17 protein-coding genes and 1 pseudogene are annotated in these 17,185 nt (G+C 60.2%); 11 read left to right on the top strand and 7 right to left on the bottom strand.

Annotated elements, in window-relative coordinates; genetic code table 11:
* The first annotated feature begins 1 nt into the window (after position 1).
* From HNQ72_RS15780 to HNQ72_RS15770, 3 genes are all read left to right on the top strand, one after another.
* Positions 2-934, top strand: a complete 933-nt coding sequence (locus HNQ72_RS15780) for a carbohydrate ABC transporter permease (RefSeq protein WP_183993704.1) — start codon at positions 2-4, stop codon at positions 932-934.
* Positions 931-1,767, top strand: a complete 837-nt coding sequence (locus HNQ72_RS15775; RefSeq protein ID WP_183993212.1) for a carbohydrate ABC transporter permease — start codon at positions 931-933, stop codon at positions 1,765-1,767. The genes HNQ72_RS15780 and HNQ72_RS15775 overlap by 4 nt, the downstream gene beginning before the upstream one ends.
* A 67-nt stretch (positions 1,768-1,834) precedes the next feature.
* Positions 1,835-3,103 carry an ABC transporter substrate-binding protein gene (locus HNQ72_RS15770; protein WP_183993211.1) on the top strand — a complete coding sequence of 423 codons (1,269 nt, stop codon included), beginning with the start codon at positions 1,835-1,837 and terminating at the stop codon, positions 3,101-3,103.
* A gap of 62 nt (positions 3,104-3,165) precedes the next feature.
* On the opposite strand, the gene HNQ72_RS15765 is transcribed toward HNQ72_RS15770, so the two are convergent.
* The 4 genes and pseudogenes from HNQ72_RS15765 to HNQ72_RS30385 all read right to left on the bottom strand — a co-directional run bounded on the left by HNQ72_RS15765 (position 3,166) and on the right by HNQ72_RS30385 (position 5,194).
* A complete protein-coding gene (locus tag HNQ72_RS15765) occupies positions 3,166-4,143 on the bottom strand; it encodes a LacI family DNA-binding transcriptional regulator (RefSeq protein WP_183993210.1) in 978 nt (325 codons plus the stop codon).
* A gap of 109 nt (positions 4,144-4,252) precedes the next feature.
* Positions 4,253-4,413 (bottom strand): annotated as a pseudogene (locus HNQ72_RS30530) (ion transporter); the annotation flags it as partial.
* 129 nt (positions 4,414-4,542) lie between these two features.
* Positions 4,543-4,905, bottom strand: coding sequence for a BRA0787 family protein (locus HNQ72_RS15760; protein WP_183993209.1), 363 nt, complete (start codon positions 4,903-4,905; stop codon positions 4,543-4,545).
* 94 nt (positions 4,906-4,999) lie between these two features.
* Positions 5,000-5,194 (bottom strand): hypothetical protein, encoded by a 195-nt coding sequence (locus tag HNQ72_RS30385; RefSeq protein WP_188868353.1) that lies wholly within the window; start codon positions 5,192-5,194, stop codon positions 5,000-5,002.
* An 8-nt stretch (positions 5,195-5,202) separates the two neighbouring features.
* Between HNQ72_RS30385 and HNQ72_RS15755 the strand changes: the two genes are divergently transcribed.
* Positions 5,203-6,225, top strand: coding sequence for an NAD(P)/FAD-dependent oxidoreductase (locus tag HNQ72_RS15755; protein ID WP_183993208.1), 1,023 nt, complete (start codon positions 5,203-5,205; stop codon positions 6,223-6,225).
* An 18-nt stretch (positions 6,226-6,243) separates the two neighbouring features.
* On the opposite strand, the gene HNQ72_RS15750 is transcribed toward HNQ72_RS15755, so the two are convergent.
* Positions 6,244-7,143, bottom strand: coding sequence for a GNAT family N-acetyltransferase (locus HNQ72_RS15750; RefSeq protein ID WP_183993207.1), 900 nt, complete (start codon positions 7,141-7,143; stop codon positions 6,244-6,246).
* A gap of 241 nt (positions 7,144-7,384) precedes the next feature.
* Between HNQ72_RS15750 and argE the strand changes: the two genes are divergently transcribed.
* From argE to HNQ72_RS15720, 6 genes are all read left to right on the top strand, one after another.
* On the top strand, positions 7,385-8,515 hold the full coding sequence (argE, locus tag HNQ72_RS15745) for an acetylornithine deacetylase (RefSeq protein ID WP_183993702.1): 1,131 nt from the start codon (positions 7,385-7,387) through the stop codon (positions 8,513-8,515).
* Positions 8,516-8,530: 15 nt separating this feature from the next.
* Complete coding sequence (locus HNQ72_RS15740) at positions 8,531-9,454, top strand: 2-hydroxyacid dehydrogenase (RefSeq protein ID WP_183993206.1); 924 nt, start codon at positions 8,531-8,533, stop codon at positions 9,452-9,454.
* 24 nt (positions 9,455-9,478) lie between these two features.
* Positions 9,479-9,835 carry a cupin domain-containing protein gene (locus tag HNQ72_RS15735; RefSeq protein WP_183993205.1) on the top strand — a complete coding sequence of 119 codons (357 nt, stop codon included), beginning with the start codon at positions 9,479-9,481 and terminating at the stop codon, positions 9,833-9,835.
* Between the two features lie 120 nt (positions 9,836-9,955).
* Entirely contained in the window at positions 9,956-11,419 is a 1,464-nt protein-coding gene (locus HNQ72_RS15730) for an aldehyde dehydrogenase family protein (protein ID WP_183993204.1), read from the top strand.
* A gap of 11 nt (positions 11,420-11,430) precedes the next feature.
* Positions 11,431-12,471, top strand: coding sequence for a tartrate dehydrogenase (locus HNQ72_RS15725; RefSeq protein ID WP_183993203.1), 1,041 nt, complete (start codon positions 11,431-11,433; stop codon positions 12,469-12,471).
* A 20-nt stretch (positions 12,472-12,491) separates the two neighbouring features.
* Positions 12,492-13,949, top strand: coding sequence for an NAD-dependent succinate-semialdehyde dehydrogenase (locus HNQ72_RS15720; protein ID WP_183993202.1), 1,458 nt, complete (start codon positions 12,492-12,494; stop codon positions 13,947-13,949).
* A 90-nt stretch (positions 13,950-14,039) separates the two neighbouring features.
* Here HNQ72_RS15720 and HNQ72_RS15715 read toward each other — a convergent pair whose 3' ends face one another.
* Together HNQ72_RS15715 and HNQ72_RS15710 are read right to left on the bottom strand one after the other, a co-directional pair.
* Positions 14,040-15,314 carry an NAD(P)/FAD-dependent oxidoreductase gene (locus HNQ72_RS15715; protein WP_183993201.1) on the bottom strand — a complete coding sequence of 425 codons (1,275 nt, stop codon included), beginning with the start codon at positions 15,312-15,314 and terminating at the stop codon, positions 14,040-14,042.
* 15 nt (positions 15,315-15,329) lie between these two features.
* Complete coding sequence (locus HNQ72_RS15710) at positions 15,330-15,998, bottom strand: haloacid dehalogenase type II (RefSeq protein WP_183993200.1); 669 nt, start codon at positions 15,996-15,998, stop codon at positions 15,330-15,332.
* A gap of 335 nt (positions 15,999-16,333) precedes the next feature.
* Here HNQ72_RS15710 and HNQ72_RS15705 point away from each other — a divergent pair, with 335 nt between their 5' ends.
* Positions 16,334-17,173 carry a GNAT family N-acetyltransferase gene (locus HNQ72_RS15705; protein ID WP_183993199.1) on the top strand — a complete coding sequence of 280 codons (840 nt, stop codon included), beginning with the start codon at positions 16,334-16,336 and terminating at the stop codon, positions 17,171-17,173.
* Positions 17,174-17,185 lie beyond the last annotated feature (12 nt).

Here is a 17,185-nt window from a genome sequence, read left to right as displayed (position 1 = left end):
TATGGCCGCAAGCCCGATCGGAGCAATTCCGGTTACCGCGAAGGCAAGGCGCTCGGTTGCCGAACGTCATGAAGCGCGTGCGGGGATCATGCTTTCCCTGCCTGCCATCGTGCTGGTCTTCCTGTTCATCATCCTGCCTGTCGCAGCCGTGATCTTCCTCGGCTTCACCAATTTCGAGCTCGGTTATTCGGGGTTCGAATTCGTCGGTTTCGAAAACTATGTCGAAGCCTTCGGCGACCGCACCTTCCAGAAGTCGCTGGGGAACACGATCGTCTATGCGGCGATCGTCACGCCGGTGTCGATCTTCATGGCGCTGGGCCTGGCGATGCTGATCGAGGCCGAAGGCATTGGCCGGTCGTTCTTCCGCACCGCCTATTTCCTGCCTGTCGCCTCGCTGCTCGTTGCCATGGCGACCGTCTGGCAATATCTCTTTCATCCGACGATCGGGCCGATCAATACGATGCTCGCCATGATCGGGGTTTCCGGTCCGAACTGGCTCGGCTCGGCCGGCATGGTTCTCTACAGCCTGTCGATCATCGGCGTCTGGCAGTCGGTCGGCTTCAACCTCGTGCTGTTCCTCGCTGGCCTCACCGCCATCCCACGGGAGCTTTATGCGGCGGCCGAAATCGACGGCGCCAAATCCTCCTGGGACCGGTTCCGGCTGGTCACCTGGCCGATGCTCGGACCGACGACGCTGTTCGTCACGACGATCAGCATCATCAACTCGGTCAAGGTGTTCGAGACGGTCAAGACGCTCACCGAAGGCGGCCCCAACAAGGCGTCGGAAGTGCTGCTCTACACAATCTACCAGGAAGGTTTCGTCTATCTGCGCGTCGGTTACGCCTCGGCGCTGACCGTGGTCTTCCTCGCCATCCTCGTCGTGCTGATGTTCTTCCAATACCGAGTCCAGGACAAGCAGGTGCACTACTCATGAGCCCGAACGGTTTCAACTTCGGCCGCGTCGTCCGGCTCTCCATCCTCAGCCTCGGTGCCGTCGTTTTCCTGGCGCCTTACATCTTCATGATCTCGACTGCCGGCAAGGCGCAGAGCGACATCTTCACCTCGTCGCTCAACCTCATCCCGCAGCACTGGTTCTACGTGGAGAATTTCACCAAGGCCTGGTCACGCGTACATATGCCGACGCTGCTGTTCAACGGCGTGATCGTCTGCCTGATGATCCTCGTCATCCAGGTGGTAATCGCCATCCCCTGCGCCTACGCCATGGCGAAGCTCAAGTTTCGTGCGGCCAAGGCGATGATGGTGCTGGTCATGCTCGGTCTTCTGGTGCCGATCCATGCAACGGCCTTGCCGCTCTATGTCGGTTTCGACCGGATCGGCGCGCTCAACAGCTATGCCGCGCTGGTCGCTCCTTTCTCGATCTCGGTCTTCGGCATCTTCCTGTTCCTGCAGTTCTTCCGCGCCATGCCGGATGACCTGATCCACGCCGCGCGCCTCGACGGCATGAGCGAGATCGGGGTGATTGCCCGGGTCATCGTGCCGAATGCCTGGCCGGCGATCACCGCGTTTTCGATCTTCTCGGTCGTGGCCCACTGGAACGACCTCTACTGGCCGCTGATCGTCGTCTCGAACCAGGCCTATGCCACGCCGCCGCTCGGTCTTCTCTATTTCCGCGCCGCGGAAGCGGGAGACGACTACGGCGCGCTGATGGCGGCAACACTGATCATCACTTCCCCACTCGTCGGTGCCTTTCTGATTGCCCAGAAGCGTTTCGTCGAAGGGATCACCATGACCGGTCTCAAGGGCTGAACCCCCGTACCCCCGGTCGCCATACCTCCCGAGCATAAACCCAATTGTTCAACGCAGGAGCCATGCGATGAAGCACTTCACCAAAATCCTTGCCGCAGCAGGCGTCGTCGTGACGATCGCGCTGCCGGCGCATGCCGAAACCACGCTAAACGTGCATTACCCGATGCCGGGCTTCTTCAAGGACGTGATGGACACGATCTCGAAGAAGTTCATGGAAGAGAACCCGGATATCAAGATCCAGTTCGCCAATCCTTCCGCGACCTATGAAGAAGGCATCCAGACGATCATGCGCCAGGCCGGTACGGCCGAAATGCCTGACCTGACCTTTATCGGCCTCAACCGTCTGCGCATGGCCGACGAGCGTGGCATCCCGGTCGACATGGCCCCGATGATCGCCAAGGACAAGGCGACGATGGCCGAGCAGGGCTTCTCCGAAACGATCCTCAAGCTTGCGCAGGTCAATGGCAAGCAGGTCGGTCTCGCCTTCGCAACCTCGAACCCGATCATGTACTACAATGCCGATCTGGTGAAGGCTGCAGGCGGCAACCCGGATCAGCCGCCGAAGACCTGGGACGAAGTCATTGCACTCGGCGCCAAGATCAAGGCGCTCGGCAACGGCGTGGAATCGGTCGACTTCCGCTGGCAGGGCGACGACTGGATGTTCTCGGCGCTTCTGTTCGGCGCAGGCGGCACGATGCTGTCGGAAGACGAAAGCAAGGTCACGTTCAACGGCAAACAGGGCCAGAAGGCGATGAAGATCGTTGATCGCCTCGTCAAGGAAGCCGGCATGCCGGTCTTCACCAAGGCTGCCGGCGAGCAGGCCTTCGTTGCGGGCAAGGTCGGCTTTGCATTCCAGACCACCGGCGCGCTGCGGAACACGATCAAGAATGTCGGCGACAAGTTCGACCTGCGCACGGCTGAAATTCCGCTGCTCGACGCGGAAAACGGCAAGCTGCCGACGGGCGGCAACGCTGTCGTCATCCTGACCAAGGACGAGGCCAAGCAGGAAGCAGCCTGGAAGTTCGCCAAGTTCGCCGCCGGCCCTTATGGCGCCTCGGTTGTTGTTCCGGGCACCGGTTATGTTCCGAACAACGAACTTGCCGCCAAGTCGCCCGAATATCTCGGCAACTTCTACAAGGAAAACCCGCTGTTCCAGGCCGGCCTGAAGCAGATGCCGCGGATGATCCCGTGGTACGCCTTCCCGGGTTCCAACGGCGTTCGCGTCACCCAGACGATCGTCGACAATACTGCCCGCGTTGTCGAACAGTCGGCCACGCCGGACGAGGCTCTGGAAGACGCTGCGAAAGAAGTGAAGCGTCTGCTGCCGCGCAGCTAACCCCGAACGTGTAGCAGATTAATTGCCGCCGGATCGAAAGGTCCGGCGGTCTTTTTTTGTCTTCAGATCGCCCGGACACTGCCGCCGCGTCTCAGCGTGTAGGCCATTTCCAGGTGCCTGGGCGGAGCAGCGTTTTCGGCGATGTCAAGAAGCAGGGAGGCGGCAGCTGCGCCCATACTTGCATCCGGCATCTCGATCGTAGTCAGTGGCGGATCCATCATCCGGCCGAGCGATATGCCGTCAAAACCCGCCACGGATATGTCACCTGGAACCGAGAGGCCTTCGCGGCGCAGTGCGCCAATGACGCCGAAGGCCAAAAGATCGTTTGAGGCGATGATCGCCGTCGGCTTCCGGTCCGCGATTGTTGCACTCAGGTCGAGGAGGTCGTAGTCACCGACGAAGGATATCTGCATGGCTGGCAGTGGGTCTATGCCGGTACCCCGCATTGCGCTGGCATAACCGTCATAACGCAGCTTGGCTCGGTCCGAGGTCGAAAAGCTTCCGGAGAGGAAGAGGATACGACGATGGCCAAGTTCCCTTAGATAAGCGGTGAGTTCATGCCCCGCCCTGAAATTGTCGACTGTCACGGCGGAAGGGAAATGCGGGGTCGGCCGATTGTGCAAAAGCACAGTTGGCGGTAGCGGCAGGTCAAGAACACCGCTCTTTTCCGCGCCGCAAAGCGTGAGGATCAACCCCGTCGGCTTTTCGTTCAGAAGGGCTGCAACCGCATTCAGTTCACGGGCGGGGTCATAGTTCGACTGGGCGATCAGAACACCATGTCCCGCCATCAGCATGCGGTTCTCGATGCTCGACAGAGACGACGAAAAAACCGGGTTGGTGATGCTGGGGATCAGGATGCCGACTACCAGCCTGCGGCCCGACTTGCCGCCGGGCACAGCATGGCGATAGCCGAGTTCGGCAGCCGCGCGGCGTACCTTGCGCAGCATTGCGTCGCTGATCGATCCTTTCAGCGTCAGCGCCCGGCTTGCTGTAGCAAGCGAGCAGCCGGCCAGTTCCGCCACATCCTCCAGCGTTGCCACGTGTCGAGACCTCTCGTTCGAATCCTGCAACGGCTATAACACAGGTCTAACGCCGTTGTGATGTCGGCTCTTCAACGACTCAATGGCCCTCATCGAGGATGTTGCGAAGCTAGCCACAAGCCTTGCAATGAACGGCATCGGTATCGTGCCGCTGGAGGCCGCATTCGGGGCAATCGACATCGACCTTGCACGGCTGACGATCGTCTGGTCCAGCCGGACAAAAAGCGAGAAGTCGATGATCATCGTCACGACTGAGGTCAGCTTCCCAAGGAAAACCCGTACTGTCTTTGCAAATCCCAGCCATAATTATACGCACGCCCTGCTTGCGAGCATTCCGCGCATGCCGAATGGTCCCGGGCTTGCACCCTCCTCATCGACTGAACGAGCCTGCAAGGCGGTTCAGTGGTTTTTGATTGATCCGGGCAATTCGGATCGTTGTTCCGCCAATAGTCTTTTACGGACGAGAATGCTCATCACCCGCGCTGTGGTCGAAAACTCCATCTCGTCCAGAGGACCTTCCCCTTCCCATGGCTTCGAAAGCCTGTCGGCGACGCCCCCGGCAATGCTGGCGGGGACAATGTCCGAGCACCCTTTAAGAGCCTCGAAAACTTCCGATATTCGAACGGCATGTTGACCGAAAGCCACCTCTGGCTCCGGGACATAAGCGTCCCAGTCTTCAAACTCGTGAAGGGCATCGCGAAAGAGATATTGCAGGGTGATTGGTGCGTGTCCGTGCTCCAGAGCAGGCAAAGTCGACGTCATGCGTGTCATCCCTTTTCGATCATCCGCAACGGTTACAGGCCACCGACACAAAACAAGACTCGTACACAGCAACGCGATTGAACCGCTATCCGGTTCAATAAGGCAGATGAATTCCCCAATAGAAGCTCTCGGGATGCCGGTCTTCTGGCGACGGCTTCTCGTCATCAGCCCGATTGAGATCGATGCGGGCTTGCCGCTCTGACCGTACGGCCAGATCCTGCAACAACCGAGGACGGGCCGAAAACGCAATGAGGTCAAACCCAAATAAAGGAAGGCTGCTCGCGATCATGAAACACCTTGAGATCCGGTTCATCACAATACCGGATGCTCGGCCAGAACGTTGCTGCGGTCAATATTATCTACATAATTAGTGTACTATTCCGCGGCGCCGTTACGCCGCGAGCCTACGATGCGATAGGCGCGCAGCTGGAGCGCATCCGCAAGGTCATGCCCTGTGATGCCCATCTCGTGCCACGTGCGGAACAACATGGCGAGATCGGCACCGACTTCTATCACGGAGGTCTCGCCATTCCCGGCTATGCCGGGCTGCACCCGGCGCGATATGTTGCAGGTCTGGCACAGGCTGCCGAACGGGCTGGCGTGACCATCATTGGCGGCATACGCGTGACGGCAATCGAACGGCAAGCAGCAGGTTTCCGGGTATCGGCGGGCAGGAAGCAGATCCAGGCAAAGCAGGTTCTGCTCGCTACGAACGGTTATAACGGCTCGCTCTATCCTTTTCTGCAGCGCCGTATCATCCCGATCCGCAGTGCAATCATAGCAACCGAACCTCTGCCGTCCGCCGTCATGAGCCGGTTGATGCCGAAGCGGCGGATGCTTGCCGGAAGCCAGCGTGTCGTCACCTATTTCCGGCCATCGCCGGACGGCACGCGCATCGTTTTTGGCGGCCGCGTGCTCAAAGTTACCGGTGAAGACGTGGTTGAAACGAATGCGGCGCATCTGCGCAAACAGATGCTGCAGGTTTTCCCCGAACTGGCAGATGCAGGGATTTCCCACTACTGGCACGGCCAGACCGGTTTCACCTTCGACAAGCTGCCGCATCTCGGTCAGCATGAAGGCGTTGATTACGCCTGTGGTTCAACGGGACCGGTATCGCGCGTGCCAGCTGGTTCGGCCACAAGATTGCCCAGCGCATGCTGGGGATCGAAGATAAACCGAGTACCTACGAAGATCTGCCCTTCCGCAGCCGTCATCTCTATTACGGCAAGCCCTGGTTTCTGCCCCTCGCCGTTCTCTATTACGAGATGCGTTACCGCTGGGACCAGCGGTAACGCCGGTCCGAGTGCTTCCATCGGGTAGTGCCGCTAACCCGCATCTTCAGCCGAAGGATTGCGAAGCCAGCCCATAAACGATCGGCCGGCCGCCGTCGCTTTCGCCATAACTCGCAGCCTCGGACGTCACCATCGTCTTGACCGTATCATAGACGGACATGCCGGACTGCTGGACGAAATTCGCAAAGTCGCCGGCCTCGAAACGAAGGTCGATCCGCAGGAAACTCCCGACATGCGCAATGATATGCGGACGTGTCACGGCGATGGCGTCCGCATCGCAGGACGCGACGACCGGGCCGATCACATGCCCGCGCCCGAACCGCCGTCTCATCGAATAGGCAAGCAACCGGTCGCCGTCGTAAAGACCGTAGCAGATCGAGCTTTCAAGCAGACGGATGAGATGAACCCGTCGCTCCGCACCGAAGGCGGGCGTATCGAGCGCAATCACGGCTTCGATATCGGCGCGATCCAAGCGCCTGAGCATCAGTCCGTCGGCGATTGCGGCAGTTTCCGACGGCGCAATGGCCTCGCCCTGACATTGAAATATAGTCCGTTGCGGGCGAAAGCCGAACGAGACGTAAAGGCGGCGTGCCTCACGGGTCGAGTTGAGACGGATATGCCGGCCGGAACAATCCGCAAGCACACGTTCCATCAGCCATCTCGCAGCGCCGTTCGCCTGCAGTCGAGGGGCAGTAATCAGCATGCCGAAAGTGGCAAACTGATCTCCATGAGGAAACCACATGGTGGACGCGGATATTCGTCCGATCTCGTCAAGCGCGACGAAGCCGTGGCCGACATCGCGTGCGTGCTGCCAATCGGGCGCCCGATGCGGCCATCCGACGGAAATCGACAATGCCTGAAGTTGTGAAAGCTCGACATCCGCGATGTCGGCCGTACGCATCTCGAACGCATCGACATGCAATGTCTGTGGTATCTTCGTATTCATCCTTCACCCAGCCGCGACAGGACTTTCTTGCAGGCCCGGTAAAAAGCCCATCACTCCCAGTGATTATATTAGCCTGCACCCGGCGAAACATTTCACTGCGAAGATGAGTTTCGGCACAAGATTGCACCGTATCCCTTCGACTTTCAGCAGCCATCCCTTTTCCCGACGACTAACCTTGGTCTTCAAATCGGGGAGATGCCGCCATTACGGCACATAACAACTGGGCATGACGGCAAGATCGATGCGCACCTACGAGATCCTGGAAAAACTGGTTGGTTTCCCTTCCGTCGTCGGCACGCCCAACAACGATATCGTTGAGTGGATTGCGGCCTATCTCTCCTCGTTCGGCATCAAGTCGCATGTGCTGGCAGGACCCGAGGGTGACCGCGCCAATCTTTTCGTGACGATCGGCCCGGCCGACAGGTCCGGCTATATTCTATCAGGTCACATGGATGTGGTGCCGGCCGTCGAGGATGGATGGAGCAGCGATCCTTTCACATTGAGAGCCGATGGCGAAAAGCTGTATGGCCGCGGCACCAGCGACATGAAAGGTTTTCTGGCAGCTGTTCTGGCAGCCGTTCCCGCGCTGGTCGCTGCCCCCCTTACACGCCCGATCCATATTGCCTTCTCCTATGACGAGGAGGCCGGTTGCCGGGGTGTGCCGCATCTGCTTGCCCGGTTGCCGGACCTGTGCATGCCCCCTCTCGGCGCCATCATCGGAGAACCGAGCGGCATGCGGGCAATCCTTGCGCACAAGGGAAAGGCTGCAGCGAAGGTTACGATCACGGGGCGAACGGGACATTCCTCGAGGCCCGATCTCGGCCTCAATGCAATCCATGCGATGACCGATGTATTGCAGGCCTCCGTCGCTGCGGCAGCGGAGCTGACAAACGGTCCGTTCGAAAGGGAATTCGAGCCTCCCTATTCCTCCATTTCCGTCGGAACGATCCGCGGTGGCCAGGCCGTCAACGTCATTCCGGACCACTGCTCGCTCGAGATAGAGGCAAGAGCCATCTCGTCCGCCGAACCGCAGGCGCTGCTTGCTCCCGTGCGAACGGCCGCCGCAGCGCTCACCGTCAGAGGTTTCGAAGTCGACTGGCAATTGCTCAGCGCCTACCCTGCCCTTCTGCTTGCCTCCTCGTCACCGCTCGCGGCCCTTCTTGAAGACCTGACCAGTATCGAACCGCTCGCCGCGGTCAGCTATGGCACGGAGGCGGGTCTCTATCAGCAGGCGGGCATCGATGCGATCGTCTGCGGGCCGGGGGACATCGCCCGTGCCCATAAGCCGAACGAATTCATCCTGACGAGCGAACTGGCTGCTTGCCAGACGATGATCGAGACGCTCGGCCAGATATGCTGCCGGCAAACTTGAGATGGGAACAGCATCATGACCTTCCTTTTCCACTCAGACGCCGTGCGCGGCCAGATTTTCCGGGACGCCTTTGCCCGGGACCTTCCCGACCTGCCTTATTCCATGGATCCATCGACCGTCGATCCCGACGCCGTTCGTTACCTCATCACCTGGACGGTTCCGGAGAACCTTGCGCGTTACCGCAATCTCGAAGTGCTGTTTTCCACCGGCGCCGGCATAGACCAGTTCAGCACGGCTTCGGTGCCAGAGCATGTGAAGATCGTGCGAATGGTCGAAGAAGGCATCGTGCGGATGATGCAGGAATATGTGGTGCTCGGCGTGCTCGCGCTTCACCGCAACCTTCCCGCCTATCTGCAGCAGCAGCAGGCCGAAGCGTGGAAGGTATTGCCGCAGCCTCAGGCCGGCGATCGCCGTATCGGCGTCCTCGGCCTCGGCAATCTCGGCCAGGCCGTGCTTGAACGCCTGAAGCCCTTTGGCTTTCCTCTTGCCGGCTGGAACAGGTCGGAGCGCAACATCGATGGAGTTCGCTGCTACAGCGGCGTAGATGGTCTCAAGACCATGTTGTCCGAAACCAACATTCTCATCTGTCTGCTTCCCCTGACCGATGAGACACGCGGTTTCCTGAATGCAGACATCTTCAACGCGATGCCCAAGGGCGCAGGCCTCGTACATGTCGGACGCGGCCCTCAGCTCGATCATGACGCATTGCTCCTGGCCCTTGATGACGGCCAGCTTTCCGCAGCCGTGATCGACGTGACGGACCCGGAACCGCTCTCCGGCGGTCACCCATTCTGGCGGCATGAGAAAATTCTGCTCACCCCGCATATCGCCAGCATCACCCAACCCCATACGGCCGCGCGTGCCGTGATCGACAATATCAAGAGGCTTCGCGCCGGACTGGATCCGGTCGGACTCGTCGACAGGCAGCGCGGTTATTGAAACCTCGACATCGAAAGGACAACCATGTCGCTCCTCAAGACCATCGAAACCAACCCGTCCTTTGCCCCGCGTGAAGGCCGCCCCACGCCCGAAAGGCTGATTTCCGGCGACCCGCAGTTCAAGACATGGGCGCAGGATGAAGCACATGGCGAGCTGATCCATACCGGTGTCTGGGAAGCGACCCCGGGCCTCACCCATTCGATCAAGGGCGAGACCTTCGAGTTCTGCCACATCATTTCCGGCGTCGTCGAAATCACCCCCAAGGATGGCGAGCCGGTCGTCTACAAGGCCGGCGACAGCTTTGTCATGAAGCCCGGTTTCGTCGGTGTCTGGAAGACGATCGAAACAGTTCGCAAGATCTACATCACGGTCACGCCCTGATACGATTGCAGGCGGCGCGACTTGGCTATCAAGCCGCGCCGTATCGGCCATCTGCCGAGACCCCATGAACAAGCATTGCGCAAACGACGGTACCGTCGTCACGTAACCGGAGGCATCACGATGAGCCTGAGTTTCGATCCCGATAGCCTGACCTTGCCCGTGGGGCATTTTATCGGCGACCGGCTTGTCGCGGCCGAGGGCATGATCCCGATGCAACGGCCATCCGACGGGAAGAACTATGCCGGCTGCCCGGTTGCCGACGCCGATCTCGTCGATCAGGCGGTCCAGACCGCAAAATCGGCATTGAAGACAAGCAATTGGGGCGGACTGCGTCCACGCGAGCGACTGAACCTCCTGCATCGCTGGGCCGATCTCATCGAGCAGGAGGCGGAAACGCTGGCCCGGCTGGAGGCGGTATCCTCCACCCGCCCGGTCGGCCAGCTGGTCTCGGGCGATATCGCGGTCTCCGCAGAGCAGATCCGCTTCTTCGCCGAATTCGCCGACAAGGAAGGTGGCGATCTGGCGCCGACCGACGACGGCAATCTCGGCATGATCATGACGGAACCCTATGGGGTGGTCGGTGCCATCACCCCATGGAATTTCCCGATCAACATGGCGGCGTGGAAACTCGGTCCGGCACTTGCCGCCGGCAATGCCGTCGTCCTCAAGCCGTCCGAGATGACACCCTTCTCAACGCTCTATCTTGCCGAACTGGCAGTGCGGGCCGGCATACCGGCGGGCCTGATCAATATCGTTCTCGGCGACGGAATGACCACCGGCAACGCCATTACCGGGCACCCCGACATCGCCAAGGTGAGTTTTACCGGCTCGACGCGCGCAGGCTCCGCGATCATGGAGAATATCGCCCGCACCGGCATCAAGCCTATGACCCTGGAGCTTGGCGGCAAGAGCCCGCAGATCGTCTTCGCCGATGCAGATATCGAAAAGGCGGCAGCAGCGGTGACGGCAAGCATCACCAGCAATGCCGGACAGGCCTGTGTTGCAGGATCCCGGCTGATCGTCGAAAAGAGCGCCTCCGCTGCGCTTATCGAAGCCATCCTGAAACGGATGAAGACCATTGTTCCGGGCCCGACCTGGGATGCGGCAAGCCAGTATTCGCCGATCATCTCCGACAGGCAGCGCCAGCGCATTGATGACATCGTCACGGCCTCCGTCGCAGCCGGCGCGGAACGCCTGACGGGCGGAAGCTCCATGGATGTGCCCGGTTATTTCTACGCGCCAACGCTTCTGACCAGCATAGACCAGAGGTCTCCGGCGGTGGTCGAGGAAATCTTTGGGCCTGTGTTGACCATACAGACATTCGAGCACGAGGAAGAAGCCATGGCGCTTGCCGACCACCCGAGCTACGGGCTGGCCGCCGGCCTCTTCACCAGCGATCTTTCGCGCGCAATCCGGCTCACCCGCCGCCTGCAGGCCGGCACGATCTGGGTCAATCGCTACGGTCGTTCGCGCGACCACATTTTGCCGACAGGCGGCTACAAGCAGTCGGGTATCGGCAAGGATCTCGGCCGGGAAGCATTCCAGGCCAACCGTAAAAGCAAGAGCGTCCTGATCAGTCTCTGAGGATGAAGAACATGAAGACACACACGATAGCCCTGATCCCCGGCGACGGTATCGGCCGCGACATGACCGCAGCCGCATGGTCGGTGCTGCAAAAGGCCGCCGGCAAGCACGGTTTTGGCCTGAAGGGTACCGAGTTCCCCTGGTCCTGCGCCTTCTACAAGGAGACCGGTGCGATGATGCCGGCCAATGGCATCGAGATCCTGCGCGGCTTCGACGCCATTCTGCTCGGTGCTGTCGGCTGGCCGGCGGAGGTTCCGGATTCGGTTTCACTGCACGGGCTGCTTCTGCCGATCCGCAAGAGCTTCGTGCAATATGCCAATATCCGCCCGCATCGCCTGCTGCCGGGCGTGGAAGGCCCGCTCAAGGCGACGCAATTCGATATCCTCTGCATCCGCGAAAATACCGAGGGTGAATATTCGGGCGCCGGCGGACGCATCCATCAGGGCAGTTCCGACGAAGTCGCCGTCGAGACCTCGATCTTCACCCGCAAGGGCGTGGAGCGTATCCTTCGTTTTGCCTTCGAACAGGCACGCAGCCGTCGCGGCAAGCTTGCATCCGTCACCAAATCGAACGCCCAGAAATATTCGATGGTGTTCTGGGACGACGTGACGAGAGAGCTTTCCGCCGAATATCCGGATGTCGAGGTCACCAGTTATCATATCGACGCCATGGCGGCGCGCATGGTCATGGCGCCTGAAAGCCTCGATGTCGTGGTTGCCTCCAACCTGTTCGGCGATATCCTGACCGATCTTGGCGCGGCCATCCAGGGCGGGCTCGGTTTCGCCGCTTCCGCCAATATCAATCCCGAGCGCAACGCCCCGTCGATGTTCGAACCGGTACACGGCTCCGCTCCCGATATCGCCCATCTCGGCATCGCCAATCCGATCGCCACGGTCTGGTCCGGCGCCATGATGCTCGACCATCTGGGAGAAAAGGAAGCCGCCGCCGCGATCATGAAGGCGATCGAGGCTACCACCGCAAGCGGCATCGGTACCGTCCCCGGCAAGGACCGGACGGACGCCATCACCAGCGCGCTGCTTGCCGCGATCTAACATTACCGAGGACCGGACCAATGCAGAATTTGAACCTCTCGTCCCTGTTTCGGCAGGAAGGCCTGATCGGCGGAACATGGGTCTCTGCCCAATCAGGCAAGACGGTCGACGTCACCGACCCGGCCAGCCAGACGGTCATCGGCACTGTTCCGGATATGGGCGGTGACGAGACGCGTGCGGCGATCGAGGCCGCCAACAAGGCCTATCCGGCGTGGAAGAAGAAAACCCATGCCGAGCGCGCAGCGCTGCTCGAAGCCTGGTATGGCCTGATGATCGAGCATATCGAGGATCTGGCGCTGATCCTCACCACCGAACAGGGCAAACCTCTCGATGAAGCCCGCGGCGAAATCCGCTACGGCGCATCCTTCGTCAAATGGTTCGCGGAAGAAGCCCGCCGCATCGGTGGCCAGACCATCCCGTCGCCGACACCGGATCGCCGCATCATCGTCCTGAAGGAAGCCGTCGGTGTCTGCGGCATCATCACGCCGTGGAATTTCCCGAATGCGATGATTACCCGCAAGATCGCCCCGGCGCTCGCCGCCGGCTGCACGGTCGTCGTAAAACCATCCGAATTCACCCCCTACTCGGCGCTGGCGCTGGGCGTACTTGCCGAAATGGCGGGAATTCCGGCCGGCGTGGTCAATATCGTTACCGGTATGCCGAAGGAAATCGGCAACGAGATCATGGCCAATCAGACGGTGCGCAAGATCTCCTTTACCGGTTCCACCCCTGTCGGCTCGCTCCTGATGCGGGGTGCTGCCGACAGCGTCAAGCGCCTGTCTCTGGAACTCGGCGGCAACGCGCCTTTCATCGTGTTCGACGATGCCGATCTCGATCTTGCCGTCGAAGGCGCGATCATCTCGAAATTCCGCAATGGCGGCCAGACCTGTGTCTGCGCCAACAGGATCCTGGTACAGTCCGGCGTCTACGAGCGTTTCGCCGAAAAGCTCACGGCACGGGTCAACACCATGAAGGTCGGCCCCGGCACGGAGAGAGGCGTTTCGATCGGCCCGATGATCAACCAGGCCGCAATCGCCAAGATCAATCGCCACGTCGAGGACGCGCTCGCCAAGGGCGCAACGATCATCTCCGACAAGCCTGAACTGCCGGCAGGCGGGCAGTATACCGCTCCGATCGTATTGACCGGCGCAACGACGGACATGCAGCTTGCAAACGAAGAGACCTTCGGCCCCATTGCTCCCCTCTTCCGTTTCGAGACGGAAGACGAGGCGATCGCCATTGCCAACGGCACGCCCTTCGGTCTGGCGGCCTATTTCTACACCGAAAGCCTAAAGCGGGCATGGCGGGTCGGCGAAGCGCTCGAATTCGGCATGGTCGGACTGAATACCGGCGCGATATCGACGGAAGTCGCCCCGTTCGGCGGCGTCAAGCAATCCGGTCTCGGTCGCGAGGGATCACAGCTCGGTATCGATGAATATCTGGAAGTGAAGACCTTCCATATGGGCGGGCTCGCCTGAGCCCGACCTGAAGATGTCACGAAAAAGAGTGGGGCTGCATGCAACCCCACTCTTTTTGTTTTCACGACCGCTGACGGAACCGGCGACGGCTTACTGGATCTTGTCGAGCATCTTGAAATACAGGCCGACAAACGGCAGGAACCAGGGCTTGCCGAAGTGACCGGGCACGGCCGGCCAATCGAGATCCTTCACCGGGTTTCTGTCCGGTCTGCCGAGGATCGCGTCAGCCATCGTCATGCCGAGATGGGTGGAAAGCTGCGCGCCATGGCCCGAATAGCCCATCGCATACCACAGACCGTCATGGTAACCGGCACGCGGATAACGATCCTTGGTGACATCGACGAGGCCGCCCCAGCAATAGTCGATCTCGACCTTCGCCAGATGCGGAAAGATCCTGCCCAGGCTCTCGCGCAGAATTTCCCCGCTCTTGGCGTCCGAACGCTGGTCGGATGTGGCGGAAAATCGCGCCCTGCCCCCGAAGATCAGCCGGTTATCCGGCGAAAGGCGCCAGTAATTGCCGATATTCATCGTGTTCACGCAGGTGCGGTTGCCGGGCATGGTGGCAGCCACTTCCGCATCGGTGAGCGGCCGTGTCGCGATAATGAAACTGCCGACTGCCATGATGCGACGGCGGAAATAGCCGAAATTTGGCGTCGTATAGGCGCCTGTCGCCACAAGCACGTTGTCGGCCGTCACGACACCCTTTGCAGTTTTCAGGATATGACGTCCACCAGCCTGCGAATGCTCCGTCACCAAAGCATTTTCGACGATCGTTGCACCACGTCGCGTCGCTGCCTCGGCAAGGCCCACGGCATAACGCCCCATATGCATCATGGCGCTTTTCTTTGACAGCATCGCGCCATGGAAGGGTGAGCCGACTTCACTTTTCAGATCAGCGGGAGACAGAAGTGCCGTATCCGGATCGACCTCCGCATGCACGGCCTCGAAGTTCTTCGCCAGTCCTGCGAAATGCTGCGGCTTGGACGCGAGCTTCAACTTGCCGGCACGACGAAAGTTACAGTCGATGCCTTCCTCGGCAATGATTGCCTCGAGCGTGTCGATGGAATCGTCGAGCGCCTTGTAAAGCGCAATCGCCCGCTCCTTGCCCAGTTCCTGCTTGGCGGCAAGGTAACTATGCGCCAGGCCATTGTTCAGATGGCCGCCATTGCGTCCCGAAGCACCGAAACCGACGGTGTCTCGCTCGAGTACGACGACCTTGGCGCCTGCCATCGCAAGCTGCCGCGCAGCGCCAAGGCCTGTAAATCCTCCGCCGATGACGGCAACGTCGTAATGACCCTCGACAGGTCCCTGAACGGCTCCCGCAAAGCGGGATGCCGTATCATGCCAATAAGAGACGTATTTCATCAGCCTCGGCCCCTCCTAAAGTCCGACAACGCCGGCCAGACCGGAGATATCGGCGATTTCCGTATATCCGTAATAGGGGTTGGCCGGCTCATGGCGACGATTGACCCAGACCTTGTTCTTGATGCCGAGATCATGGGCCGACATCAGATCGTAGCGGAAGGACGACGAGCAATGAAGGATGTCTTCCGGGCCGCAGCCGAGCATGTCGAACATGTATTCGAAAGCCTGGAAGCGCGGCTTGTAGGCATTGGCCTGCTCGGCCGTATAAACGGCATGAAATGGAGCACCGAGCTTGGCGACGTTGGAAGGAATCTGGTCGTTCATGGCGTTGGAGAGAATGACCAGCGGAATTTCCTTGGCAACCTTGGCAAGCCCTGCCGGCACATCCGCATGCGGCCCCCAGGTCGGAACGCGCTCATAGACCATCTTGGCATCTTCGTCCGTGAAGGTCACGCCGTTACGCTTGCAGGACCGTTCCAGCGAATTGTAGACAACCTCGGCATAGGGCTTCCAGGCTCCCATGATCTCATCGAAGCGATAGCCTGCAAAATTCTTGATGAACTCCAGCATCGCCGGCTCATCGAGACGGTCGCCATAAAGGTCGCGCGCCGCTTCAGCCATCTGGAAGTTGATCAGAGTACCATGGCAATCGAAGGTGATGTATTTCGGGCGGAAGGTGGTCATGCGCTTCATCCTTGCATGGGGCCTTTGGGAAGGCCTGGCTGGCCTATCGGGTGATGATCGATAATAGAACTGCTTCCCGCGCGTCTGCCGACTGATTTCCCCTCTTTCGAAGCAGAAAGTTCCGTATCCTGCCTTCGCTTTGGCATTTGGTTGCAGAAACCCGGCCTGAGGCCCGGCCAAAACAGCCCTGAAACGCGGCGGCAAGATCAAGCCGCGGCATAAGATGCGGCAACGAGCCGCCGCTTTGGCGGAAGATATCGTTACAGCCACCGCCTTCGGATAATCGTCCGGCCTATTCCCCCCGAAACTCGAATGCAGAAAAGGGAGCATCGTCCATGCAGATGGGTGACATCGAGATCAAGGCCTTTGCCGCCGAACACCTTGAGGCAGCCGTTCGTCTCTCGCGGGAGGCCGGCTGGCCACACCGTCCGGAAGACTGGCAGGTCGCCCAGCAATTGAGCGAGGGCGTGGTTGCGACAGAAGAGAACGGCAACGTGGTGGGCACCGCTCTCGTCACGCCCTATGGTTCGGATTGTGCGACGATCAATATGGTCATCGTCGATGCCGCCATGCGTGGCCGCGGCCTCGGTCGCCGGCTGATGGATGCTGCCCTGGCGATCGGCGGCGCACGGCCTCTTCGCCTGATCGCCACCAGCGACGGACTTCCTCTTTATGAAAAGCTCGGATTTCGACAGACCGGCACGATCCTCCAGCACCAGGGGATTGTCGCCTCGGCACGATCTTCGGTCAATACGCAGGCCGCAACAGCTGATGACCTGCCCGCGATAACGGCACTCGACAGACAGGCCTTTGGCGCAGACCGCACGGCGCTCATGCGCAGGCTTTTCGAGATCGGCGAGTTCGCCGTCATCCGCGCTGGCAGTGAAATCACCGGCTTTGCCTGCATTCGTGCCTTCGGTCGCGGCGAGGTCATCGGACCCGTGGTCGCCGGCAATCTTAAGGACGCGCAATCACTCGTGTCTCATTTCCTGGCCCAGCGGATCGGCAGTTTCGTTCGTGTCGATACCATCGCTGCTGCCGGCCTCGCTCCCTGGCTTTCGGAGCACGCTCTTTCCCATGTCGGCGGCGGCATCGCCATGTCGCGGCCTCTTTCCATTCAATCCGCCGCCTCTACGGCGACAACCTTTGCCCTTGCCAATCAGGCCCTTGGCTGATCCGGAGAACAT

It is taken from the genome of Aliirhizobium wenxiniae (genome assembly GCF_014201355.1).
Taxonomy (GTDB): domain Bacteria; phylum Pseudomonadota; class Alphaproteobacteria; order Rhizobiales; family Rhizobiaceae; genus Neorhizobium; species Neorhizobium wenxiniae.
The sequence above is the reverse complement of the archived record's forward strand: the minus strand, read 5'-3'. Positions and strand labels throughout refer to the sequence as shown.